Genomic DNA, 23,354 nt, shown 5'->3' with positions numbered 1-23,354 from the left:
ACCAGTCGCGCCCGATCAGGCTGTGCAACCCTGACCAGCTCCGCCTGATCGGGCGCTATCCGCCGTGCCCTTCATCATCCCCAAAACCGGGGTCCTTTTTAGATGAAAATAGAGGGTCCCGATTCAGCGGTCATTGACAGCCGAAGCTTGCGATCGCTGTATTGCCGCTCGGACTGCGTGCGTGGTCGCGGCGCTCCCGCGACGAATTTGGGCCCTAGTGCTTCCTTCCATGCGGTGGAAGAGATTGCAGCATCAAATTCTGGGATCAATCACCTACCGCTGGGCGTCCTTCTGCACTTGGTCCTGCATGCGGCTGGCCATCATGGCCAGGGGCTGCAGGCGTTCGGTGAGGGCTTCGATGCGGCCGCCGAGCCGGGCGATTTCGACCTGGACGTCGCGCAGATGGTCCTTGGTCGGCATGTGGCGGAGATTTTCCTCCAGGCTCTGGGTGCGGGTGCGCAGGCGGTCGATCGCCTCGCGCACCACGTCGAGATCGCCGATCCGGTTCTGCTCCAAGGTGCCGACCCGGTGGCTCAGGCCGGCGGCCTCGTCGGCCTTGTCCTCGACCCGCATCAGACGTTTTTCCAAGCGATCCTGATCTTGTTTGGCGGCGCGGCTTTTGGCCGAGATGACCGTGTGGACGAGCGCCGCCACGGCAACGATGGGGGACAAAAGCCGCAAGACGGCATCATACCATTCCATGAATCAAGCCATGTCGCCCGGCCTCACGCCGGGGCTGCCGGGGGAGTGTGCGCAAGGGTGGACGGAGCCGTTTGGGTCACCTCCGCCGTGCCACTGGCGCGGCCCGCGCCGCCGCCGTCGCCGCGCGTGTCTGCGGCGGGCTCGACCAGCCAGCCCGCGATCCGGGCCTCGATCATTTCGGCCAGGCGCCGGTCGTAATCGGCGGTGATGCCGAAATGCTTGAGCGCCTCGGGCAGCTTTTCGAACGCATAGCGCGCGGCGAGGCGCACCGCCTCGTCTTTGATCGTCAAGGGGATGCCGCCGGAGGCGCGGTCTTTCAGCTTGGAGGCGGCAAAATCCACCGCCCGGGCGAGGCCCTGATCGACGATCCGGCCGACCTCGCCGTCGATCTGCCAGCCGGTCTTCTTGCGAAACAGCGCGAAGGCGCCGGATGCAAGGCCGGTGACAACGGCGAGCGCCAGGGGCGCGCCGAAATCGATCAGCTGGGTCGCGACCGGGCCGAGATCGAGCCCGTTGCCGGAAAACGATAGGGTCGCGGCCATGGCGCTGTCGGCGAAAGCGAGCAGCACCATCGGCGCGGCGAGGGTGGCGAAGGAAAGAAGCGGGATGCGCATCGCAATCATGTCCTTTTCGAAGCAGGTTTGAAAGCGGGGTGAAAGCCACCGGCGGCCGGCCCGATTGCGCCGGATCGGGCCCGGCTGCCGTCTCGTTGACGCGGCCCCGCCGCCCGCATCAGCGGGTCTCGGCGAGGTTGCCGAGCGCTGGGGCGGTGCCCGCCAGCGCCGGATAGGGCCGGATCGGAAAGCTGATGGGCCAGCGAAAGGCGATGAAATTCCGCTGGGCAAAGCCGCGGCAGTTGATGGCGTTGGACTGGTTGCCGCCGAGCAGCACCACGGTATCGCCCTCAAGCCCGGCGACGATGCCGACATGGCCGGCGCGGGCCGACCAGCGGATCACCCCGACGGCGCCGACGATGGCGGGCACCTTGCGGCCGAAGCCGGCCCAGTTCTGGGCAAAGAACGGGTTTTTCGGCAGCACTTCCTCCGGCAGGGCCTTGGCGAATGCGCTTTCGACGCAGTCGCCGCACCAGGGCAGGTTTTTCGGATTGCCGAGAAAACGGCCGATCTTGAGAAAGGCGGTCAGCGCGGCGTTGTCGCGGATTTCGTTCAAGCCCCGGCGGCGGTCGATTTCAGCCATCCAGGGCGGCATGGTCTCGGCCGGCGGCACCGACACCGCCCCGGTGCGTCCGGCAGGGGCGGCCCTCAGCGCGGCAACGCTCGCGGCCGTCGCGGTGCCGGTCACGGCGAGCCCGGCGCCCTGCTGAAACGTCTTGAGCGCGGCGATCGAGGCGCGGCCCCAATCGCCATCCACCACCAGCGCGGCGCCATGGGCGTTCAACCGGGCCTGCAACCATTCGATATATGCCACGCCCTGCCTCGCCCGTGTCGTTAGCTTGGCACTCACCATGCGGCAAAGCGGCGTGGTGGCATCAGTCCGGACATGTCCGGTGCGGGATGGGCGCGGTCAGGCGCCGACGTCGCTGCTGCTCACATGATACTGGGGTTCTTGTGCTGCCTCGGCGTTCACCACGCTGGCGAGCACACACCACCGCCCCTCACAATTGTCATCCCAGGCCCCGAGCCGAAGATGGCGAGATGGGGAAGGACGGGGATGGGGGATTGTGCGGGAGATAGAGGCCTAGCTTGTCGGTCCGCCCTTCCCGCCAAAGGATTTGAGCAGTTCAGCCAAGTGTTGCGCGATCTTCAGAAAGCCGCCGATGCCGGATTGTGTGACAGCGTAGAAAATCGCGAAAGCCACAATCATCCAGACGGTCAATTTTCCAAGAAAGGCCAGATAGGCGATTATGCCGAAGATCGCGACGGCGGCGAGAACGGAAATCGACAGCGCTGTGTACGCCTGAAAGCGCCCGAAGCGGAATCGCGACAGGCGAAATATTCGTTGAAACGCCTTGGCTTCGTCGTTTACCGTCTTGATGAAACCGGGGTCGTGTCGCTCGATGGTTTCGAGAAGCAGATCCGGGCGATCGGTATATTGATTGATCTGAGCCGCGATGTCCGCGTAGACATTGGGCGGTAGAGCGCCCTCTTTCGGGAGCAGAAGCTCCGGTCGGCGCGGCTCGTCATCATCCGTCATTGCGCCCGGCTTCGGCTCCGTAAGGCCAATTTAAAGGCACGATGGACGGCCTTGGGATAAAGCCCGATCTCTCTGGCGAGGGTGCTTTCCGACAAATGCCGCCACGCCGCATAAACGGCGCTCGGATCGAGGGTGACATCTGCGGCGAATTTCGATCCAGGCGAACCGTCCGAAGACCAGAAATCGGCGTCGTTGCCCCAGCTATGATGGTGAACCCGGACTTTCGGCTCGTTTTTCGATAATTTGAGCATCGAACCCTCAAAACCTAAAGCCACGCCGATCAGTGATCGAGCGTGGCCAACCTAAGTTGAAGGTAGGACGGAAATCAAAAGAAATCGACAGGCGGGTCGAAGCCCGGTGTCCGCTCAGCCTCCGCTTGTCGGGAGTATTTGACGACAGGGCTTTGACCAAGCGCTGAGCCATCTCACGGGTTGCTCTCGCGGTTGCGGCTTATCGCTTATCATGATCCGCCGCTTGTCGTTTTAGCCGCGTCTGCCGTCTCGTTCTTTTCCGGCAGTGATGTCGGCATTGCAGCGGCAAGGTGGCGGCCAGTTGCCGGCGTCGCTCCCCAACTGCCCGCCGCCGTGCGTCTCAACAGCTGCCCGGGTCGAAAAGGCCGCGTTGGCTAGCGGGTGGGCGGCTCGGTTTGGGCTTTGCGGTGCGTTGGGCGGCGCGTTGGGCGGTGCGACGGAAGATTTTTTCGACGCCGTTGAGGCTGATGCCGAGGCGTTTGGCGATCTGGCGGTTGTTGAGCGCGGCGGCGCGGTAGTGGGCGGCGCGGTAGCCGCGGGCGAGGGGGATGGCGATGGTATCACCGCCAAAGGCACTGGCGAGTTTTCGCGCCGCCGCCGGTCCGAGGTGCTGGGCGATCTCAGTGTCGTCGTCGCGCTTCGGCACATATCGCCGCTCGCCGCCGAAGGCTTCGACCAGGCGGACGAAATCCGCTGGCCCGAGCAGCGCCAGGAGCTCGTCTTCGAGACGCTCGCTCATACGGCGGCCCTCCCGCCGCTAGCAGTTATCGGCTCCCTGGCTTTCTTCACAGAACGATTTGTTTTGCTTATAATCGCGAAGGCGAGCCGGGGCCGGGACCAGGGTCGGGGAGCGTCATGGCGATGAGACTGGCGGTCGCGATTTTGGCGACTTTGGGCGTGTTGCCGGCGCAGGCGGGCTGGCGGCAGACCGAGTGGGGCGAGAGCCTGGCGGCGGTGCGCGCGGTGCTGCCCGCGGCCCGCTCGACGACCGCCGCCACGCGCCGCAACGGCGCCATGCGGCTGTTCGGCGTGCCGATGCTGGTGCTTGGAACCACGGCCGACGGCGCACCGGCAACGCTCAGCTTCTATTTCGCCGACGGCAAGCTCACCGCCGTCAAGATGACCGTCGTCGCGCCGACCGATCCGGCCAAGCTTGACGGAGCGGCAGAGTGGCTTCTGTCCCAATATGGCTCGCCGGTCCACGAGGATCGCTACATCGCCGGCGATTGCGCGACGACGCTGGTGCTGTGGCGCGACGTCACGCACGATATGCTGGTCAGTGAGTTTGCAGCGCGCTGCATCCGCCGGGCGGACGAGATGCGGGTGTTTTACGCCCCCATCTCGACGGCTGAAACTGACGGCTACTGAGATCATCGGCCAGCTCCGCCCAACGGATTGGAGCGCGCCGGGCCAGAGGCCGAATAGCCCGGGCCGGCCGGCGATATGGCTCGCGACGCGTCGACGGCGGCGCGGCACTCGGAATTGCTCTTCGCCTTGCCGGAGGTCTTGTCGGTGGCCGGGTCAAGCCGCGCCCGATCGCGGTCGTCGCCCCCCGGCCCGAGGTCGCGCTTGGCGGCATGCATCATGGTCAGTGGTGTCATGCCCGGCCTCCCCGTTCGGCGAAGGCCGGGCGGGCGGCATTATCCCTCGCCGAGATTCGGCCCAGGCGGCAGCCGGTCAAACGCCGCCTGGGCCCGGCCAACCTCGTCGCTGACGAGTTCCAGAAGGGTGGAAAGGTGGTCGGGGGCGAGCAGGTGAAGGTTGCGCTGGTTGACCATGACCAGCATGTCGATGATCCCCTTGAGCGCTTCCTGCGCGCGGCGCAGCCGGTCGCGGCCGGTGATATCCATCTCAGCGCCCGCCATACCGCCGATCGCCCCGAGGGGTGCCCCCTGCCACGCCGCCGCCCTGATGGGCGTTGACCATGACGTGCGATCGTGCGGGCGCGACAGGCTTCCCCCCATTGCGCGCGGGGGTGGCTTTTGGCAGCCGCCATCGCCGCCGCCGCGGCGTCCCGTGCCAGGGCGTCGGATAATCGCGGGTCTTGGCCAAAATCGGCCCGTCGCAAAAACGCGGTCCAAGCTCTGTCTGATCGGTCATGATGGCCTCTTTGGTTCGGGTGATGCCCGACGTCTTCCCTCCCGGAGGGGCGGCCGGGCCGTGGCGGGCGGGCAGAGCGACGACGCACGGTCGACGAGCCGCCGGTGCGGGGCATGGACGAGGTCGCTACGCCGGCCGGTCTGCAACCAGAACCGGCGGGCGCGTCGAAGGGATGCGTCACCGGGCTATTCCACCCGGTTTCGCGGTCGATGCGAAGTGTTTCGCCGAGATTTCTCGATTCGTCTCGATTGAGTTCTAATACGGCGCCGTATTCCGGATGAGCTGCGCCGCGCGGCGCCTTCACCGACCGCTCGGCGGGGATCTTGGCGAGGAAGGTCCGCTGGGTCCAAAAGCGGCGCACCACAATATCGAGGCAGTCGAGATGATTTCCGGCGTAGCGTGCGGCAAAGGTCTCGCGGTATCCGGACGGGCCGCAGAAGCAGCCGAGTTCCGAAGCGATCTGCGGCAAGCGCTTCAGCGCGTCGGCCAGCGGCGTCAGCGCCGCAACATTGACGAGCGGTGCGACCGATGTGGCCTTGACCGGAGGCGATTCGACAGTCATGGTGAGAGCCTCACTATTCGTTTTGACTTCCGGGCCCGGTTTTGCCGGGCTTTTTTTCGGCGTCTGCGACCCGATTGCATTCTGGGGTTGCGGATTTGCCGGCGCCTCGGCCGTTCGAGGGCCGGGGTCAGCGCTCAGACCGTCATCCGGTTGCCGCCGAGCCGGAGCGCATCGGGGCTCGAAACCGGCTTGCCGCCAGGGAGAACAGCCCCGATGTCCAGCGCCGGGCGAGAGCGGCAACGCTCGTCCTCGACTCGTTCGCTTGGCGATCGGCGACATCGTGGCCAATGCCGCCCGGCACCAGCGCGACCGCTTCTTGCTGAACGGTGCCGATGACCCGAGCCATGTACTCTTTTTGTTCTATGTGATAGCGTTCGGAATGGCCGACCTCGATGCTCAGCGCGGCAAACGGGCGCCGGCTTTCCTCGGTGCGAAAATCCGAGCTGTCGTCGATGTTGATCTCGTCCTGCCCGCGCTCCAAGGAGCGCATCGGTAAATGCAGCACATCATCGGCGATCCAGGTGTCGACGGCGAAGGAGCGGTCATTATGGCGTGCAGTCAAGGTCTTGTGGGCGGCGGCGCGGGGCCGTCGCAGGCTGCGCCGGATGGGCTTGAATTGCGCCAGGATCGGCAGCCAGCGGCCGCGGCTGAGAGGGCTGGCAGGGCCGAGGCGACGAGCGGATCGCACGCTCACGGTCCGTCTCCCGCCGGCTTTGGATGCCGTCAGCTTCTGCAATGCCAGGCCGCACGGAATAAGGGCACACGGAATAAGGGAGTCGTCTACCATGGCGAACAATGCGTCACTGCGCCTGATCTGTCTCGCCGGGGTCTGTGACGGAAGCCCACGACCAGCCCCGGCCGCGCCTGTCACGACTCCGGCATCAGTCGACCATAGGATTGGCATTGCTTGCCAATTTGCCTTGGCCATGCTCGTGCGAGCGGCGCACGGTGCGGGGCGGCAGGGCGAGTGCCGGTCGTGCAGGCGCCGCGTCTTGCGCGCATATGAGTTGCAATTATCGCGAGAAACGATCACGCTCGATCGAATCCAAATGATCGGCTTAATCGGGTGTTCAAGATGCGCGGACGATCCATTCACGGGCATACGCTCCGGCCGCCTGTCGTCGCGCCGCGGCCGCCGATCGTTGCCGGCTCGTCAGCAAAGGGGTGGTTTGGTCGCGGCACTGCCGCGTGGCTTGGTATCGGTTCTTCCGGTTTGGTCCGCAGTCGGCGATAAAGACCAGGGAACAGCTGCGGCCGTGGCACGCTGAGAAAGCGCAACAGCGCCTTGGCGCCGGCCCGCGTGGTGCCGTCGAGGGCGATAGGGCAGGCCCTTTCCGACGGACCGGCTTCGACCGCCACCAGGGTGAGCATCTTGCCGCGGCGATTCAGCGTCGGCTTGATCTGAAAGCGGTTCAAGAATGGAGCAAGTGTCTTGGGTGGGCGGAGCATGGATGGGGGAGGCATCGAGGCCATGGTCTCCGGCTGAGTCTGCGGCCGGGAACGGGGGCGCCTATCGGATCCGGCATGCGCGCTGTGCCGTGTCCTATGCGTCTGGTCGGCTGCGGCCATCGGTTCGTCCTTGCGCTGGAACGCCGGCTGTTAGAGGCGGCGTTGACGGATGCGAGAGGAAGTGTAGGACAAATTTGTCCAAGCGTACAGACATTTTTGTCCAGCACCTAGCAAATTTGCCGTGAGTCCGGGATTGGTGAAAAGGTCCTTAAGGTCAATGAGTTATGAGATGGTTTCAGCGGTAAGTGGTTCTGGGAACGGACTTTCCGCTTTGGATCTGGCGTTCCCGCTTCGGCTGAGGCAGGTGTTGGACCATCTGGGACAGGACAAATCTGTCCGATCGTCCGGCAAGAGCTGGAAGACCCTGATGCGTTATGTGCGGGGTGACGAGGTGCCGTTGTCGGTGGTGCTGGGCCTCGCCCAGGCGGCGGAGATCCCGGTGAGTTGGCTGATCACCGGCGAGGAGCCCCGGCCGGCGGGCGTGGTTGGCGGCAAAGCGGAGGGGACCGGCGCAGATGCTTCGGCCGGCCGTTCATTGTTCGACAGAAGCGACGACAAAGCCGCAATTCCGAGTCAGGATCCGCCTGAAACACAACGGGAACATGAGGGCGGCGACATGTTTCAGATCCGCGGCGAGAGCGGGGACATGGGTGATGGCGGGGGTCTTAGCGGCAGCCGGTCGCGCACCGGCGGGCTGGAGCTGATCGATCCGTCGCGTCTGCGCGGCGCGCAGGCAGCCGGCGAGGACGCCCTGCGCGCCGACTGGGCCGACACGGCGGTGGTGCTGTTGCCGCGGCTGGAGGTGCAGATGTCGGCCGGCTCGGGTCTGGTGCCCGCGGACGAGGCGGTGCGCGGGCTGATGGCGTTTCAGGCGAGTTATCTGAGGGCCATCGGCGTCAATCCCCGCCATGCCTACGTGCTGCCGGTCTCGGGCGATTCGATGGTGCCGACCCTGTGCGATCAGGATCTGGTGGTGATCGACACGTCGATCGACCGGGTCGTCGACGACGCGCTTTATGCGGTGGTCCACGGCGGCAGTGTGCGGGTCAAACGCGTGCAACTCGCCCGCGACGGCTCGGTGATCTTGTCGAGCGACAACAAGGACGCCGGTTATCGCGACGAGCGCATCCCCGCCTCGGACTTGCATGAACTCAAAATCGTCGGCCGCGTCCGGGGCCATTATCACACGCTCTGACGTGACCTGTCGCGACCCGGGGCGGTTCCGGTTGTGGGAACAGGCTCGCCTGTTCTGATCATTGGATCGTCCGCGGGTTTCAGGTCGCCGCGAGCAACGGCGCGCTACAGCATCGGCCCGAAAATCGGAATCGATTTCCGGGCCGATGCGTCGAAGAGGAATGTCGACGCACGAACTCAGTGGCGGGCGATGATCTCTTCACCTTCGACGATCATACGCACGCCAAGGCCGGGCTTGCGGCGGGCGAGGAAGCGGGGGCGGCGCTGACGATGCGGCGCGGCGCGGCGCGGGGCCGGGCTGGCGGCGCGGACCTGGCCGAGCGTTTCCTCCAGCGCGACGACGCTGCCGTCGGCTTCGATCATCAGCATCGGCAGCCCGAACAGCTCCGACCAGCCACGCCAATCGGCCGCTACGTCATAAAGATCGCTCGCGACCAGCAGCGGAACCGTGCATTTTGCATCGTCATGATGCAATTCGAGCGTCACTGTCACTTCGCCCTCCTCGGTTTCCATCGCCCGGGCGGCAACGCCACGGAACGCACGGGGAGGAAGTGCGACAGAAATCGGCAGGCCGCAACCTTCGAGCTTGCGACGGATCACCGCCCCGCGCCGATCGACGCGGTAGGTGACCTCTTCACCCTGCTCGATTGTCGCAAAGCTTTGATGGCGATCGCTTTCCCGTGGATCGAGCCGGACAGGTGCATCGGCCCAGGCCGGTCGGGTCGAGGGCTGAACGTTCTGCACGCTGGTCATATTGAGACGCCTTCTGTCTATCCTGAGAGCCGTCACGCGGCTTGGGAACCCTGTCTTTCGGCCGATGTGTCCCGGCCTTTGATAGGATCAGAATAGACAGCGCCTCTTGCCCAGGCGCTAAGAAAGTCAGTTAAGTCTTCCTGACTTTGCTCAGGGTTATCAGATCGAAAATTAAATTAAATCTGAATCAGCTTTCCAGGGTTTAAGATATTGTTTGGATCGAAGGCGCGCTTGATGTCGCGCATCAAGTTCATCTCCACCGGCGGCTTCGTTCGGGCGAGCTCGTCACGCTTCAAAAGGCCGATCCCGTGCTCGGCCGAGAAGGTTCCGTCGAGCGCGGCGACGATGCCGTGGACGATGGCATTGACCTCGCGCCAGCGCGATAAAAAGCTGTCTTTGTCGGCGCCGAGGGGCTGCGAAATATTGTAGTGGATATTGCCGTCGCCGAGATGGCCGAAGGAACAGATGCGGGCTCCGGGGATTGCGGCGAGGACAGCCCGGTCCGCCTGATCCAGAAATTCCGGCACCTTCGCCACCGGTACCGCGACATCGTGTTTGATCGATCCGCCTTCGGGCTTTTGCGCAAAGCTCATCGACTCGCGCATGTGCCAGAAGGCTTTCGCCTCGCTCAGCGACTGAGCGATCGCGGCATCGGCGACGGTTGCAGCGCTGAAGGCTTCTGTGAGCAGCGTCTCCATGGTCTGCCGCGCGTCTTCGCCCGAGCGGCTGGAAGAGACCTCGACCAGAACGTACCAAGGATGCGGCGCCGTCATCGGATCGCGGGCCCCATCGATGTGATTGAGGACGAAGTCGAGCGCCAGCCGGGGCATGATCTCGAAACCGGTGAGGCCGGCACCGGCGTGACGCTCGGCGATGCGCAGCAGTGCCAGCGCGGCCGTGGGGTCTGCGACCCCGGCATAGGCGACTTCGCGGCCGGCCGGGCGCGGAAAGAGCTTCAGAACCGCGCCGGTTATGATGCCGAGGGTGCCTTCCGAGCCGATCAACAGGTCGCGCAAATCGTAGCCGCGATTGTCCTTCTTCAGGCGCCTGAGGCCACGATAGACTGCGCCAGAAGCGAGGACCGCCTCGATGCCGAGGCACAATTCTCGGGCATTGCCATAGGCCAGAACGCCCGTACCGCCCGCGTTGGAGGCGAGATTGCCGCCGATCTGGCACGAGCCTTCCGAGCCGAGCGACAGGGGAAAGAACAGATCCGCCGCTTCGGCGGCCTCCTGGACCCGCTGTAACACCACGCCGGCATCGACGGTGATGGTGCGCCCGGCCGGGTCGATCGCGCGGATGGTGTCGAGGCGGTTGAGCGACAGCAGCACCTGGCCGGGTGAGCGCGGTGACTGCCCACCGACATGGCCGGTATTGCCGCCCTGCGGCACCAGCGGCGTCAGCGTCTCGTTGGCGAGCTTGGCGATCGCCGCGACTTCCTCGACGCTGCCGGGCTTGAGTACCATGGCGGCTTTGCCCTGAAACAGGCCGCGGGTCTCGGTGAGATGCGGCGCCATCGCGGCTGGATCGGTCAAGACGTTGCGCGGTCCGACGATCGCGGCGAAGCGCTTGCGCAAGGGCTCGGACAGCGGCGCGTCATCCGGATCGGCTGGCAGATCGATGGAGGCTGTCATGGCGAGGCTCGTCGGTATTTGTCTCTTCAGGCAAGCAGATAGGGCCGCGCTCGTTTCGATCGACGCATGGCCAGGGCCTGCTCACTCAACGCGGAGCGGCGGCCCGCGTCAGCCGGTCGTTGATCGCCTCGCCGAGGCCGGTTCGCGGGATCGGCGTCACGGCGATCCGCTGGATCTGCGGTCTATCGAATGCTGCCAGGGCAGCAAACAGATTAGCCGCGGCCTCGGTGAGATCACCGGAGGGGCTGAGATTGACGACGGCGGCGGCGCGCTCCAGGCCCCTCGGCGTGTCGCTGCCGAAGGCGATGACGAATTCGCCGCTCTCGATCGTCTGCGCGTCAAGCCGGATCTGGCCCGCGGGCGCGTAATGGGAGGCAAGTCCGCCGGGGGCCGCGATCGGGGCACCGCTTGCCGGCGTCTCGATGGGCAAGCCGCTTGCCGCCGCGATCTCCTCGCGGCCGACCCCACCGGCCCGCAGCAGCAACAGGCGATCGCCATCGGGGCGGATGATCGTCGACTCGACACCGACTTTTGACGGGCCGTCGTCGAGGATCAGCGGAATGCGCCCGCCAAGGCCGCGTGCGACGGCGTCGGCGCTGGTGCCGGTGACGCGGCCGGACAAATTGGCGCTTGGCGCGACGATCGGCCGGCCGAGGCGCCCGGCAAGACGAGCGACGACGCCCCGCGGCATACGGACCGCGACCGTCGGCAGGCCGGCGGTTGCCAGCGGATGGATCGCTGCGTCCGCGGCAAGCGGCAAAACCAGGGTGAGAGGGCCGGGCCAGAAATGCCTCGCAAGCTGCAGGGCGACGTCATCGAACGTTGCGATGCTGCGGCCCATCGAAAGCGAGGCGACATGGCAGATCAGTGGATTGAAGCGCGGCCGGCCCTTGGCGGCGAAGATGCCGGCGACAGCGTCCCCGGAGCCGGAATCGCCGGCTAGGCCATAGACGGTCTCGGTCGGCAACGCGACGAGCGCGCCGGCTTTGAGCAGGGCCTCGGCGCGGGGTTCGGCCGTCGGGTCTGACAGAGGAAGGATCTCGGTCCGCATTCGTCTTCGATCGCAGACCGCAGGTCGAAAGAAAAGAGGGCTGTGGGCCGAGGCGGCGCTAAAAGGGCCGGATCGAGCCGGTTCAGGGGGTGGAGTCGAAAGCGAGAAAAATCCGCCGGTCGGCCGGATCGAGCGAAGCGAACTCGTCGCGTTTCGGCTGGAGCACGCGGCCGCCACGCGGCGAACGATCGGGGCCGAGCTGCGACAGGACGCGGGCGGGCATCGGCAGGGCGTTGGCCCGTTGCTCGGCCTGCGCGGCGGCGATCACCTTCATCACATGCGAACGCTCGATCTCGGCGCGGGGCTCGCCGATGCCGGTTTCCCCCCGCAGCGGCATGATCGCGCTCTGCAGGGGCAGCCGGATCGCCGCATTGGCCGGCTGAATGACCAGCGAGTCGAGGCTGCGGGCGGTGGCCGACACCGCACGGCCGATGGCATGAACATGGTTCACCAGCGATGTTGCGGCTTCGCTGGACAGAACCGATGGCGATGCCTCCTGCGTCTCAGCAACCTGTGGACCAGACTGTTGAGTACCTTTGGTCTGGGCAGGTGCGGGGGCGCTTGGCTGGCCGCCCTTGGCGATCGAGGTCAGCATCTCCAGCGGGTCGAGCATTGGCTGGCTGTCGGAGGGACCGTAGGCCGCGAGCAACGAACCGCTGGTCGCACCCGCTTCGTTGGCAGACTTGCCACTCAGATCGCCGGCGCTGGCTACGGCATCCTTGGTCTTCTGTGAGACCGAGGCGATCATCGCGCTGGCGTCATTGTCGGCCGGCGCCTTAATCAGCTTGTCGAAGGGCCAGGCGTTGCGCAGTCCGGCGATGTCATAGGTCGAGACATTAACGTCGATGTCGGCCTTGGCGCCCTTGACGCGATAGGGGCAGGACCGCTTGTTGCAGTTGTGCATGGAGGAGAACTGCCACAGCGCGTAAGACGGCCAGGTCTCAGTCGGGAACTTGTCGGTGATGTCCTCGCGATAGCGGGCATACCAAAGTTGCAGGCGCGACAGCAGCGGATAATCGGCCTTGTGTTCGGCGATGTATTTGGCGGTTGAACCGTTGGTGTAGAGAACCGGATACCGGCCGGTGCGGATCTTGACCTGATCGGCAAAGATCTCGGCGTCGGACAAGCTCATCCAATCGTCGGTATTATCCTCGATGTCGAGAGCGAGGAGATCGTTGGGGCCGGGTTCCGTGAAGTCGACGAAGTGATCCGCCTGGGCACGCGGGTTGCCGGGACGGCCGAGATGGTAGGCGCCCCACAGCAGTCCCTTCATCTTCGCCATCTGCCGGCGGGTCTGGTACAGTTCCTTGGTGACGGAGTACTTCCACCAGCGATTTTGGCAGAGCTTGTAGTCCTCGTCCTTGTATTTGCTGCAGTTCCACTCCGGCGGCAGGCCGTCGGACGCCTTGTTGATGAAGCCGGCGATCCGCTTGTCCGAGGTCAGCTCGTTCCAGTCGATCGGATTGAATTCATAGGCGTCGATGACGAGGGCTTTGTCCTTCGACTTCCACGGTTCGTTCCAGGCAGCAGCCGCCGGCGATACACCTGCCAGAAACAGCCCGGATACCAGGAACAGTGCGAGACTCATCGCGGCTGCCAAGGCAGCGCTCTGGTTCGTCATGTCTTCGAAGCCCCCTCGAAGTCGCCGTAGCGGCCAAATTGCCATTCTCAGAGACGGTTCCCCGAGGCGCTGATGCCTCACGTCTCTTGTCGCCAGATTACCTCTGTGCCCGCTAAATCGGGCGGGTTGCGGGCAAGTCACTTCACGAATTGTTACAAAAGCCGGTCTGGTGAGGCGTGACCCGTCTGTCATGACCATCAATGCGGAGTGTGCCGCATTTGATGCAAATTCGACAGATGTTATTTTGCAAAGGGTTAACAGAGAGCTGTCCGGCTTTGTCAAGGTGTCCGGGGCCGTTTAGCGATCGGTAAGTATGGGGGCCAGCGGTCAGGGACGAATTAAGCTTTGGTTCAGCTTCACAGTTTTGCGCTGCGGAATCGGCCTCAGCATCGGCCCGAAAATCGATTCCGATTTTCGGGCCGATGCTGTAGGGAACGCCACGCTTGTTCATTCGAACCGTGTCAGCCGTCGGCCGACAGGCCTTGCAGGTCGCTCAGACGGCTGGCCACTTGTGGTGAACCGCCCCGTCCGCGTCGAAGCGGCGGAAGGTATGGGCACCGAACAGATCGCGCTGGGCCTGGGTCAGATTGGCGGTGCCGCGCGCCCGGCGATAGTCGTCGAAATAGGCGAGCGCCGCCGATAGCGCCGGCACCGGGATGCCGGCGAGGGCGGCTTTCGCCACCACCCGGCGCAGCGCCGACTGGCCCTTGGCGACCCGCCCGACGAAATCCGGTGCCTGAAGAATGTTCACCACCTTCTGCCCCTTGTCGTAGGCCTTGGCGATGTCGTCGAGGAAATGCGAGCGGATAATGCAGCCGGCGCGCCAGATCTCGGCGATGGTGCCGAGCGGCAGATCCCAGCCGTTCTCGTCCGAGGCGGCGGCCATGGCCGCATAGCCCTGCGCATAGGCAATGATTTTGGCCGTCACCAGTGCCGATTCCAGCTCGGAAAAACCCGCTTCGTCGGCAAAAAACTGGGATTGCCCGGCCTCGACACCGGCATAGAGCCCGGCAGCGTGTTCCCGTTCCTCGCGGCGCGAGGAGAGCCCGCGCGCGGCAACGGCCGCTTCGAGCGTCGTGGCACCGACGCCGAGCTTTTGCGCCTCGATCACCGCCCAACGGCCGGTGCCCTTCTGTCCGGCCTCGTCGATGATCACCTCGACCATCGGCTTGCCGGTCTGAGGATCGGTCTCGTCGAGATTCACCGCGGTGATCTCGATCAGATAGGAGGACAGCTCGCGGCTGTTCCAGTCGCGGAAGATCGCGGCCATCTTCGCCGGTTCGAGCTTCAGGCCATCACGCATGACGCCGTAGATCTCGGCGATCATCTGCATGTCGGCATATTCGATACCGTTATGGATGGTCTTGACGAAGTGGCCGGCGCCATCGGTGCCGAGCCAGGCGACGCAGGGCGCGTCGTGGAACCTGGCGGCGATCTTGGTCAGCACCGGCTCGACCAGCGGATAGGTGTCCTTGTCGCCGCCGACCATGATCGACGGGCCATGCCGGGCGCCGAGCTCGCCGCCCGACACCCCCATGCCGATGAATTTCAGGCCGGTGCCCTCGACCGTCTTGGCGCGTCGGACGGTGTCGTTGAAATCGGCATTGCCAGCGTCGATCATCACGTCGCCGTCTTCGAGCAGCGGCCGGATCTTGTCCATTTCGTCGTCGACCGGCTGGCCGGCCGGCACCATGAAGATCACCCGGCGTGGGGTATTCAAGCTTTTGACGAAGTCTTCCAGGGTTTCTGCGGGCAAAATGTTGTCTGCCAGCTCCGGATTGTCGTCCTTGAGCGCAAAGGCCTTGGCCGGCGTGCGGTTCTGCACCGCGACCTTGAAGCCCTTTTCCGCAATATTGAGCGCGAGGTTGGCGCCCATTGTCCCCATTCCGATGACGCCGATATCGGCCTGTCCGTCTGCCATGAATCCGTCTCCTTCGCCCTTGCGGGCGTCTTGCTGGGTGCTGGCGCCGGATTTGGCGCGCAGCATGACTGGAGGTGGGATACGCGACTGGCTCTTCAGCCGCCAGTCCATTTGCGAGATACCGGTCCGTTTGCAAGATAAAGACGATGCCGAAGACGGCCTTGCCGATGCCCGGTTGCAAGAATGCGAGCAGAATGCGTCTCCGCAGCAGGGACGCACCGGCGCAAACCTTGTCACCTCCTGGATGCGCAGGCCGATCGCCGTCGCGAAGACGATCAAATCGCGGGCGTGAGAACGAATCAGTGCGGCGATACTCCAAAAGACAGTCGATCAGACGACAAAGAAATGACCCCGCTCGGCCACACTTTGGCCCCGGGTGGCGCCTGGCATCAGCCCTTGGGCCGGTTTCGAATGCCTTGTCGCTTTGTGCTTCGAAGCGCGATAGGGTGGCGCGGGCCCGCAGAAGGAAAACCGGCTTTGGTGTCCGCTGAAATCGGCCGCAATGTCATGGTGGTTGGCAGCCCAGGCAGCGGCAAATCAACGCTTGCCCGCGTCATCGGCGATCGCTTCGCGCTACGCGTCATCCATTTTGATCAGCTCTATTGGCTCCCCGGCTGGCGCAGCCGCGAGAATGGCACCCTGCCGGATCTCGTCACCGCAGCGATCCGCGACGACGGCTGGGTCTTCGACGGCAACAATTCCCGCACCATGGCGCTGCGGGCGGAAAAGGCCGATACGCTGATCTGGCTTGATCTGCCCCGTGGCCTTTGCTTCCGGCGGGTGCTCATGCGGATCGCCCGGGACCATGGCCGGGTGCGCCGCGACATGGCCGAGGGCTGCCCGGAGCGCTTCGATCCGGCATTCCTGCGCTGGGTCTGGAGCTTTTCACGCCACTCGCGGCCGGGCCTTCAAACCTTTTACGAGCATTTTCCCGGCCGGAAATATCGCCTGACGGCGCCCCGCGAGGTCACGACTTTCCGGCAGAGCATGACGTCGCCCGGCCATGCTCCGGCTGAAATCAGGCCGGAGTCGGAGCGAGGCATTGCTCGTCCGATCCCTGGCGACAGCTCTCTTGCATTCGGCCCGCCGGCGTGATGCAAGACGCCAGATTTTTGCGACATTCCAGGCAAAGCTATGCCCGACCTTCTTCTCGAACTGAAATCCGAAGAGATCCCGGTTCGCCCGCGCACGCGCAGCGCCGCAGGCGCGAGGACGCGCAATCGAATCGGTGGCATGCGGGTGGAGATGAGCTGATGCCCGACCTTCTCCTCGAACTGAAATCCGAAGAGATCCCGGCCCGCATGCAGCGTAAGGCGGCGGCCGATCTGAAGGCGCTCGTCACGAATGCCTTGGTGGAGGCCGGCCTGACCTATGAGGGCGCGCGCGAATATTGGACGCCGCGGCGTCTGACCCTCGACATTCGCGGCGTTGATGCCCGCTCCAAGGATGTCGTCGAGGAACGCAAGGGCCCGCGCACGGACGCGCCGGAAAAGGCGATCCAGGGGTTCCTGCGTGGTGCCGGCCTGTCGTCGATCGATGAAGCGAGCGTTGAGAGCGACCCGAAGAAGGGCGACTTCTACGTCGCCTCGATCCGCAAGTCTGGCCGTGCCGCCGAAGCGATCGTCGCCGAGGCGCTGCCGAAGATCATCCGCGACTTTCCCTGGCCGAAATCGATGCGCTGGGGCGCCGCGTCAGCGACGCCGGGCAGTCTGCGCTGGGTGCGCCCGCTGCAATCGATCCTGTGCACCTTCGGGCCGGATACCGAGGAGCCGATCATCGTCGACTTCGCGGTCGACGGCCTCAAGGCCGGCAATGTAACCACCGGCCATCGCTTCCACTCCCCGGGCGAGATCAAGGTGCGGCGCTTCGACGATTACGCGGCGAGCCTCGAAAAGGCGTTCGTTGTGCTCGATGCCGAGCGGCGCAAGGACATCATCCGTCACGACGCGGAAAACCTGGCTTTCGCCAAGGGGCTCGAAGTGGTGCCGGACGAAGGCCTGCTCGAAGAGGTCTCCGGCCTCGTCGAATGGCCGGTGACCTTGATGGGCAGCTTTGAGGAAGATTTCCTCGCCATTCCACCGGAGGTGATCCAGCTCACCATCAAGGTGAACCAGAAGTGCTTTGTCACGCGTGCGCAAGGGGCGGCGACCGCTGCGGGCGACAATGCCCTCTCGAACGACTTTCTCCTCGTCTCCAACATCACTGCCAGCGACGGCGGCGCCGAGATCGCCCGCGGCAACGGCAAGGTCGTGCGGGCTCGGCTCTCCGACGCCTTGTATTTCTGGCAGACCGATCAGGCCGATCTGCCGGATCTTGATGGCTTGAAGGCCTCGGCCGAGCGCTTCGGCCTCGATCTGAAGAAACCGCTCGACCAGCGCATGGCCAAGCTCGACGCCCTCGGCGTGACCTTCCACGCCAAGCTCGGCACGCAAGGTGAGCGCGTCGCGCGGATCGCGGCGCTGGCCGTGACGATTGCCGAGACGGTTTATCCTCACGGCGCGATGGTGTCGGGCGAAGACGTCTCGCTTGATGCGCTGAAAGCCCTTGTCACCCGCGCGGCGCTGCTCGCCAAGGCGGATCTCACCACCGAGGCGGTCGGCGAGTTCCCCGAGCTGCAGGGCCTGATGGGGCGCTATTACGCGGCGCTGCAGGGCGAACATCGAAGCGTTCAGACGGCGCTGGAGGAGCATTACAAGCCGCTCGGGCCGACCGATCAGGTGCCGAGCGACCCGGTGGCGATCGCCGTCGCGCTGGCCGACAAGCTCGACATGCTGGTCGGCTTTTTTGCGATCGACGAAAAGCCGACGGGCTCGAAAGACCCCTATGCGCTGCGCCGCGCTGCTCTCGGCGTCATCCGCATCGTTCTGGAGAACGCCCTGACGCTGCGGCTCGGCGCGCTGACGCCGGCCGGCGATCTCCTCGGCTTCTTCCATGACCGGCTGAAAGTGCAGCTGCGCGATTCCGGTGCCCGGCACGATCTCGTCGATGCCGTGCTCGCCAGCGGCTCGGTCGGCAATGACGATCTCCTCGACGTCACCCGCCGGGTCGAGGCGCTGGGCTCATTCCTGGCGAGCGAAGACGGCGCCAATCTCTTGTCCGGCTATCGCCGCGCCGCCAACATTCTCGCCGCCGAGGAAAGGAAGGGTACTGAGATCGCCAAGAGCGTCGATCCGGCCCTGTTTGCCGAAACCGAGGAGGCGCAGCTCTTTGCCGCGATCGAGGCGGCCGAGGGCGATCTCGCCGCGTCGCTCGACGCCGCCGATTACGGAGCGGCGATGGCCGGCCTTGCCCGCTTGCGCGCGCCCGTCGACGCCTTCTTCGACAAGGTGCTGGTGAATGCCGAGGACGATGCGGTCCGCGCCAACCGTCTGGCGCTGCTGACCCGCATCCGCGCGGCCTGCGAAAAGGTCGCCGACTTCTCGCGCATTGCCGGCTGAGCTTAGAGCATGGTGCCGAAAAGTTGCATGACTTTTCGGGTCACATCATGCGGCAAAACAATGGCTTAGAGCGGAATGGCGATTCCAGTTTATCGCATTCCGCTCTAGTCTCGCGCCGTCGATCCGGGGCGGGCCGTGTCCGCTCCGCCCGTCCCGATCCTCAATCAGCGCCGACCCTCAATGTTGGTAGGGATCGACCGCGTCGCGCAGGCCGTCGCCGACGAAGGAGAAGGCGAGGACGGTGAGGATCACCGGCACCATCGGCAAGAGCAGCCAGGGGTAAAGCGCCACCGCCTCGATGTTCTGGGCCTCCGACAGGAGGACGCCCCAGGAGGTGATCGGCGGGCGAAGGCCGAGACCGAGAAAGGACAGCGCGGTCTCGGCGAGGATCATCGTCGGGATCGACAGCGAGGCCGAGGCGATGAGATGGCTCATGAAGTTCGGCAACAGATGCCGGAAGATGATCCGCCTCGGGCTCGCGCCGAGCATTTCGGCGGCCACCACGAAATCCTCCTCGCGCAGCGCGAACAGTTTCGAACGCACCGCGCGGGCCAGCCCCGGCCAGTCGAGAAGCGCCAGGATCAGCGTGATCCCGAAATAGACCAGCAGCGGGCTCCAGGTCAGTGGCAGGGCGGCCGACAGCGCCAGCCACAACGGCAATTCCGGCAGTGAGCGCAGGATTTCGGTGATCCGCTGCACCGTCGCGTCCACCCAGCCGCCGAAATAGCCGGCAAGGCCGCCGATGGTGATGCCGAGGATGAAGGACAGCGTGACCCCGACAAGGCCGATCGTCAGCGAGATCCTGGCGCCGTAGATGATGCGCGAGAGCATGTCGCGGCCGAGGCGATCGGTGCCGAGCAGGAAGAGGGTGCCCCCGTTCGGCGGGCAGACGAGGTGCGTGTCGGCGATGAATAACCCCCAGACGGAATAGGGCGTGCCGGAACAGAAGAAGCGAAGCGGCAGCGGCGTGCTTTCGTCCTCGCGATAGGTCCGCTTCAGTGTGTCCATGTCGAGGCTGTAATGCAGCCGATAGACGAAGGGGCCGACGAGTTTTCCGTCGTGAAAGAGATGGACCGGTTGGGGAGGCGCGAAGATATCGTCGGTGTGCCGGGTCGATAGATCGTAAGGGGCAAGAAACTCGACGAAGAGGATCGAGCCGTAGCTCAGCACCAGAAACGCCAGGCTCACCACCGCCAGCCGATGGCGCAGGAACCGCCACCAGATCAGCCGCGCCTGCGAGGCTTTCGCATAGCGTTCCGAGACCATCGACCCGGCGGCGACCGTCGCCTCGGCGTCGAACGGCTCGGTCGAGATGAAATGCGGGATCTGGCTCATCGGGTGTTCGTCATCCCAAGCCGGATGCGCGGATCGAGCAGCGCCAAGAGAAGATCCGAGACGAACATCCCGACCACGGTGAGCAAGGCAAGGAACATCAGGAACGAGCCGGCGAGATACATGTCCTGGCTTCTCAGCGACGACAACAGCATCGGACCGGTGGTCGGCAGGCTCATCACCGCCGAGATGATCACCGAGCCGGAGACGATCTGCGGCAGGATCGATCCGAGATCGGCGATGAACGGATTGAGCGCCATGCGCAGCGGATATTTGAACAGGATGCGGCGCTCCGACAGGCCCTTGGCCCGGGCGGTGACGACATATTGCCGGTGCAGCTCGTCGAGGAGATTGGCCCGCAGCCGCCGGATCATGCCGGCGGTGCCCGCCGTCCCGATCACCACCACCGGCACCCAGAGATGGGCGAGAACCGAGCCGAGTTTTGCCATCGACCAGGGCGCGTCGATATATTCCGGCGCCATCAGCCCGCCGACCGAGGTACCGAACCAGACATTGGCGAGATAGAGAAGGATCAACGCCAGCAGGAAGTTCGGCGTCGCGAGGCCGAGGAAGCCCAGAAACGACAGGCCATGGTCGCTCCAGCTATATTGGTGGGTGGCCGAATAGATGCCGATCGGAAACGACACCAGATAGATGAACAGGACGGTCGCGGCGTTGAGCAGCAGCGTCAGCGGCATGCGCTCGCCGACGACGTCGGCGACCGGCTGATTGTATTCGAAGGAATAGCCGAGATCGCCGTGGGCCAGGCCCGTCACCCAGACCAGATATTGTTGCCACACCGGCTTGTCGAGGCCGTATTCCTCCCGCAGAAACTGGATCTTGTCGGCGGTGACCTGCTCGCCCTGGGCCTCGATCTCCGCGATGTAGCTGGTCAGATAGTCGCCGGGCGGCAGCTGGATGATGGTGAAGACCAGCACGCTGATCGCCACCAGCGTCATCGCCATCGTCATCAGCCGTTGGGCGAGATAGCGGATCACTCGCCTTTGTCCGCGGTGTCGACCGCCGGGCAGGCGAAATAGAAGCTGTCCGGGTGATACATGCCGAAAAACGCTCCCGGATCGAAATTGTAGACGCCGCGCTCGGGCACGCCCTTCAGCTTATCGGAAACGACCACGAGTTGATCGACGCCGGAGACGATGCCGATTGTATAGACCTGATTGGCGAAGATCTTCAGCGCCTCGTGCCAGATCGTCGTCTTCTCCGCTTCGTCGAGCGAATCTATCCAGGCCTTTCGCAGCGCGATCAGTTTCAGGAGCGGTTTCAGGGCTTGGGTATCTTGCGGCTTGTCACCGCCGGTGCCGTGGGTCTCAACCCACATACCGAAGCCCGGCCATTCCATCTGTTCGGCCGTCGATGGGGCGATCTCGGCTGGATCGGTGTCCGGGGTCGGCAGGCCGTTGTCGAGGCCAGACCAGACCGACATCAACGTCGAGCCGGCCTTGATGCGGTTGCGGAAGATTTCGCGCTGGGATTCGCGGATCAACAGCTCGATGCCGATCTTTTCCCAGTCGTCGCGCACCAGCTGCAGAACGTCGGTCTGTTCGCGGCTCTCGCCTGCGGTCTCAACGACGAGGCGCATCTCGCGGCCGTCGGGAAGAAGGCGCAGCCCGCCCGGCCTCTCGCGTTTCAGGCCGAGCTGATCGAGCAGCTGATTGGCGCGCGCGGGATCATAGGTGCTCCACATCGACCGCAGATCTTTGGAATAGAGCGGCGAGCCGGGCAACACGGTGTTTCCGCCGGGCTCGGCGAGGCCGTAGAAGATTGCCTTGTTGATGTCTTCGCGGTTGATGGCGAGTGACAAAGCGCGGCGGAAATCCGCCGTCTGCAGCAGTTTGCGCCAGGCCGGATCCTTGGCGTTGAGGTTCGGAAAGAGTGTGACATGCGAGCCGCGGCCGGATTTCCAGCGGCGTACCTCGTAATGCGAGCGCGTCTCGCCGCGCTTGAGAAACGGATAGTTCGCAAAGGCAAGATAGGCCGCCTGGAGGTCGGATTCGCCATTGGCGACTTTGGCCGGGATCAGGCCGGGATTGGCGATCGTCAGCGCGACCTCGCTGATATAGGGCAGTTGGCGGCCCTCGCGATCCACTCGGAAGAAGTACGGATTGCGCTTGAAGATCAGCCGTTCCGACGGTGGCTTGGTGACCAGCATCCAGGGCTGCAGGGTCGGCATTTTAGGATTGTCGTTGCGCTGCGCCCGGTCCTTCTTGAAGTGCAGCGCCACCCAGTTGCGCTGGCCCGCCTCCTCGACCTTGGCCTCGACCTCCTTGGGGTCGGTATATTTCGGATTGAACTTTTTCAGATAGTGGGCCGGCCGATAGATATCGAAGGGCACGGCCGCGGCGAGCGACGCGAGGAAGCCCGGATTGGGCTTCGTCCAGGCGTAGCGGACCGTATATTGGTCCGGGAAGGTCACCACCGGCTCTTCGCCGTCGACCATCAGCTCGGGCGGAATCCCGAATTTGGCGATCTTCGGGTTTTTCGCCATGTCCTCCCAGAAATAGCGAAAGTCCTCCGAGGTGAACGGCACGCCATCCGACCATTTCATCCCCGGCCGCAGGTGAAAGGTGAAGATCCGACCCTGTTCGACGTCGAAGCTTTTCAAAATGTCCGGAACGATGCGGTAGCGGGTGTCGTAGCCGACGAGCCGGGCATAGCCGAAGACCGGCAGGATCCGCGTGTCCTTGGCGCTGCCGCCCAGCATGTTGAGCGTACCGCCGAGTTGATCGGCGCGGCAGGGGCTGTCGACGGGCAGCACCCGTGGATCCTGAGGCAGTCGGTCCACCAGTGGTGGCAGCTCGCCCTTGGCGACTTCGGCGGCGAGCGATGGCGGTTCGGGCGGCGATTGCGCGAGGGCGGAGTGTCGGCCGGTGAACAGGGCCACAGCGGTCGCGAGCGCCGGGATCAGCCGCATCAAGCCGGCAAGCACCGCAGGGACGCTGCCGCGCGGCGCACCGCAACGCTCGGCGCTTGATCCCTGCCTTCGCGGCATTGCCCACTCCTTCCGAACAATATGAGCGGCAGTAAGCGGTTACGCCGGATTTTTGTCAATCGCGGGCAAAGCGCCGTAAGGCTGTTTGCCCGCAGCGGTCGCTGGCCGAAAAGCCCGGCCTTC

At 64.7% G+C, this 23,354-nt stretch carries 22 protein-coding genes; 5 read left to right on the top strand and 17 right to left on the bottom strand.

The window, feature by feature from the left end:
* Positions 1-273: 273 nt before the first annotated feature.
* From J1C48_RS16450 to J1C48_RS16430, 5 genes are all read right to left on the bottom strand, one after another.
* Complete coding sequence (locus tag J1C48_RS16450) at positions 274-702, bottom strand: DUF2730 family protein (protein ID WP_207259086.1); 429 nt, start codon at positions 700-702, stop codon at positions 274-276.
* 23 nt (positions 703-725) lie between these two features.
* Positions 726-1,316: a hypothetical protein gene (locus J1C48_RS16445; protein WP_207259085.1), complete on the bottom strand. Its 591-nt coding sequence runs from the start codon at positions 1,314-1,316 to the stop codon at positions 726-728.
* A gap of 118 nt (positions 1,317-1,434) precedes the next feature.
* Positions 1,435-2,130 (bottom strand): peptidoglycan-binding protein, encoded by a 696-nt coding sequence (locus tag J1C48_RS16440; protein WP_207259084.1) that lies wholly within the window; start codon positions 2,128-2,130, stop codon positions 1,435-1,437.
* 270 nt (positions 2,131-2,400) lie between these two features.
* Positions 2,401-2,856, bottom strand: a complete 456-nt coding sequence (locus tag J1C48_RS16435) for an amastin family protein (protein ID WP_207259083.1) — start codon at positions 2,854-2,856, stop codon at positions 2,401-2,403.
* 591 nt (positions 2,857-3,447) lie between these two features.
* Positions 3,448-3,846 (bottom strand): hypothetical protein, encoded by a 399-nt coding sequence (locus J1C48_RS16430; protein WP_207259082.1) that lies wholly within the window; start codon positions 3,844-3,846, stop codon positions 3,448-3,450.
* 122 nt (positions 3,847-3,968) lie between these two features.
* Here J1C48_RS16430 and J1C48_RS16425 point away from each other — a divergent pair, with 122 nt between their 5' ends.
* Positions 3,969-4,475: a hypothetical protein gene (locus J1C48_RS16425; RefSeq protein ID WP_207259081.1), complete on the top strand. Its 507-nt coding sequence runs from the start codon at positions 3,969-3,971 to the stop codon at positions 4,473-4,475.
* Positions 4,476-4,477: 2 nt separating this feature from the next.
* Here J1C48_RS16425 and J1C48_RS16420 read toward each other — a convergent pair whose 3' ends face one another.
* From J1C48_RS16420 to J1C48_RS16405, 4 genes are all read right to left on the bottom strand, one after another.
* Complete coding sequence (locus tag J1C48_RS16420) at positions 4,478-4,708, bottom strand: hypothetical protein (protein ID WP_207259080.1); 231 nt, start codon at positions 4,706-4,708, stop codon at positions 4,478-4,480.
* 39 nt (positions 4,709-4,747) lie between these two features.
* Complete coding sequence (locus J1C48_RS16415; protein WP_207259079.1) at positions 4,748-4,972, bottom strand: hypothetical protein; 225 nt, start codon at positions 4,970-4,972, stop codon at positions 4,748-4,750.
* A 939-nt stretch (positions 4,973-5,911) separates the two neighbouring features.
* Complete coding sequence (locus tag J1C48_RS16410) at positions 5,912-6,565, bottom strand: hypothetical protein (RefSeq protein WP_207259078.1); 654 nt, start codon at positions 6,563-6,565, stop codon at positions 5,912-5,914.
* 296 nt (positions 6,566-6,861) lie between these two features.
* Complete coding sequence (locus J1C48_RS16405; protein WP_207259077.1) at positions 6,862-7,185, bottom strand: helix-turn-helix domain-containing protein; 324 nt, start codon at positions 7,183-7,185, stop codon at positions 6,862-6,864.
* Positions 7,186-7,645: 460 nt separating this feature from the next.
* On the opposite strand from J1C48_RS16405, the gene J1C48_RS16400 reads away from it, so the two are divergent.
* Complete coding sequence (locus J1C48_RS16400; protein WP_207259076.1) at positions 7,646-8,473, top strand: S24 family peptidase; 828 nt, start codon at positions 7,646-7,648, stop codon at positions 8,471-8,473.
* Between the two features lie 176 nt (positions 8,474-8,649).
* Here the strand turns inward: J1C48_RS16400 and J1C48_RS16395 are convergent, their stop codons facing one another.
* The 5 genes from J1C48_RS16395 to gndA all read right to left on the bottom strand — a co-directional run bounded on the left by J1C48_RS16395 (position 8,650) and on the right by gndA (position 15,452).
* Positions 8,650-9,225, bottom strand: coding sequence for a DUF6101 family protein (locus tag J1C48_RS16395; RefSeq protein WP_207259075.1), 576 nt, complete (start codon positions 9,223-9,225; stop codon positions 8,650-8,652).
* Positions 9,226-9,401: 176 nt separating this feature from the next.
* Positions 9,402-10,859: an FAD-binding oxidoreductase gene (locus J1C48_RS16390; protein ID WP_207259074.1), complete on the bottom strand. Its 1,458-nt coding sequence runs from the start codon at positions 10,857-10,859 to the stop codon at positions 9,402-9,404.
* An 85-nt stretch (positions 10,860-10,944) separates the two neighbouring features.
* Positions 10,945-11,910 (bottom strand): L-threonylcarbamoyladenylate synthase, encoded by a 966-nt coding sequence (locus tag J1C48_RS16385; protein WP_207259073.1) that lies wholly within the window; start codon positions 11,908-11,910, stop codon positions 10,945-10,947.
* 82 nt (positions 11,911-11,992) lie between these two features.
* The gene (locus J1C48_RS16380; RefSeq protein WP_231081853.1) at positions 11,993-13,531 is read right to left on the bottom strand and encodes a glycoside hydrolase family 25 protein; all 1,539 of its coding nucleotides are present in this window, start codon (positions 13,529-13,531) and stop codon (positions 11,993-11,995) included.
* Positions 13,532-14,024: 493 nt separating this feature from the next.
* On the bottom strand, positions 14,025-15,452 hold the full coding sequence (gene gndA / locus J1C48_RS16375; RefSeq protein WP_207259072.1) for an NADP-dependent phosphogluconate dehydrogenase: 1,428 nt from the start codon (positions 15,450-15,452) through the stop codon (positions 14,025-14,027).
* Between the two features lie 37 nt (positions 15,453-15,489).
* Between gndA and J1C48_RS16370 the strand changes: the two genes are divergently transcribed.
* The 3 genes from J1C48_RS16370 (at position 15,490) to glyS (ending at position 18,889) form a co-directional block, all read left to right on the top strand.
* Entirely contained in the window at positions 15,490-15,744 is a 255-nt protein-coding gene (locus J1C48_RS16370) for a hypothetical protein (protein WP_207259071.1), read from the top strand.
* A gap of 188 nt (positions 15,745-15,932) precedes the next feature.
* Positions 15,933-16,547, top strand: coding sequence for a P-loop NTPase family protein (locus J1C48_RS16365; protein WP_207259070.1), 615 nt, complete (start codon positions 15,933-15,935; stop codon positions 16,545-16,547).
* Between the two features lie 158 nt (positions 16,548-16,705).
* On the top strand, positions 16,706-18,889 hold the full coding sequence (glyS, locus tag J1C48_RS16360; protein WP_207259069.1) for a glycine--tRNA ligase subunit beta: 2,184 nt from the start codon (positions 16,706-16,708) through the stop codon (positions 18,887-18,889).
* A gap of 177 nt (positions 18,890-19,066) precedes the next feature.
* Here the strand turns inward: glyS and J1C48_RS16355 are convergent, their stop codons facing one another.
* The 3 genes from J1C48_RS16355 to J1C48_RS16345 are packed head-to-tail and all read right to left on the bottom strand — an operon-like array spanning position 19,067 to position 23,231.
* On the bottom strand, positions 19,067-20,224 hold the full coding sequence (locus J1C48_RS16355) for an ABC transporter permease (protein ID WP_207259068.1): 1,158 nt from the start codon (positions 20,222-20,224) through the stop codon (positions 19,067-19,069).
* The gene (locus J1C48_RS16350) at positions 20,221-21,219 is read right to left on the bottom strand and encodes an ABC transporter permease subunit (protein ID WP_207259067.1); all 999 of its coding nucleotides are present in this window, start codon (positions 21,217-21,219) and stop codon (positions 20,221-20,223) included. The genes J1C48_RS16355 and J1C48_RS16350 overlap by 4 nt, the downstream gene beginning before the upstream one ends.
* On the bottom strand, positions 21,216-23,231 hold the full coding sequence (locus J1C48_RS16345; RefSeq protein WP_231081852.1) for an ABC transporter substrate-binding protein: 2,016 nt from the start codon (positions 23,229-23,231) through the stop codon (positions 21,216-21,218). The genes J1C48_RS16350 and J1C48_RS16345 overlap by 4 nt, the downstream gene beginning before the upstream one ends.
* Between the last annotated feature and the right edge of the window lie 123 nt (positions 23,232-23,354).

The organism is Jiella flava (assembly GCF_017349315.1).
GTDB lineage: Bacteria > Pseudomonadota > Alphaproteobacteria > Rhizobiales > Rhizobiaceae > Jiella > Jiella flava.
This window is presented reverse-complemented; position numbering and strand designations above follow the sequence as displayed.

Bases quoted from the DNA above. Each gene is read 5' to 3' on its own strand.
- J1C48_RS16450 (WP_207259086.1), bottom strand. From the start codon at position 702: ATGGAATGGTATGATGCCGTCTTGCGGCTTTTGTCCCCCATCGTTGCC.
- J1C48_RS16445 (WP_207259085.1), bottom strand. From the start codon at position 1,316: ATGCGCATCCCGCTTCTTTCCTTCGCCACCCTCGCCGCGCCGATGGTG.
- J1C48_RS16435 (WP_207259083.1), bottom strand. From the start codon at position 2,856: ATGACGGATGATGACGAGCCGCGCCGACCGGAGCTTCTGCTCCCGAAA.
- J1C48_RS16430 (WP_207259082.1), bottom strand. From the start codon at position 3,846: ATGAGCGAGCGTCTCGAAGACGAGCTCCTGGCGCTGCTCGGGCCAGCG.
- J1C48_RS16425 (WP_207259081.1), top strand. From the start codon at position 3,969: ATGAGACTGGCGGTCGCGATTTTGGCGACTTTGGGCGTGTTGCCGGCG.
- J1C48_RS16420 (WP_207259080.1), bottom strand. From the start codon at position 4,708: ATGACACCACTGACCATGATGCATGCCGCCAAGCGCGACCTCGGGCCG.
- J1C48_RS16415 (WP_207259079.1), bottom strand. From the start codon at position 4,972: ATGGCGGGCGCTGAGATGGATATCACCGGCCGCGACCGGCTGCGCCGC.
- J1C48_RS16400 (WP_207259076.1), top strand. From the start codon at position 7,646: ATGCGTTATGTGCGGGGTGACGAGGTGCCGTTGTCGGTGGTGCTGGGC.
- J1C48_RS16395 (WP_207259075.1), bottom strand. From the start codon at position 9,225: ATGACCAGCGTGCAGAACGTTCAGCCCTCGACCCGACCGGCCTGGGCC.
- J1C48_RS16390 (WP_207259074.1), bottom strand. From the start codon at position 10,859: ATGACAGCCTCCATCGATCTGCCAGCCGATCCGGATGACGCGCCGCTG.
- J1C48_RS16385 (WP_207259073.1), bottom strand. From the start codon at position 11,910: ATGCGGACCGAGATCCTTCCTCTGTCAGACCCGACGGCCGAACCCCGC.
- J1C48_RS16380 (WP_231081853.1), bottom strand. From the start codon at position 13,531: ATGACGAACCAGAGCGCTGCCTTGGCAGCCGCGATGAGTCTCGCACTG.
- gndA (WP_207259072.1), bottom strand. From the start codon at position 15,452: ATGGCAGACGGACAGGCCGATATCGGCGTCATCGGAATGGGGACAATG.
- glyS (WP_207259069.1), top strand. From the start codon at position 16,706: ATGCCCGACCTTCTCCTCGAACTGAAATCCGAAGAGATCCCGGCCCGC.
- J1C48_RS16355 (WP_207259068.1), bottom strand. From the start codon at position 20,224: ATGAGCCAGATCCCGCATTTCATCTCGACCGAGCCGTTCGACGCCGAG.
- J1C48_RS16345 (WP_231081852.1), bottom strand. From the start codon at position 23,231: ATGCCGCGAAGGCAGGGATCAAGCGCCGAGCGTTGCGGTGCGCCGCGC.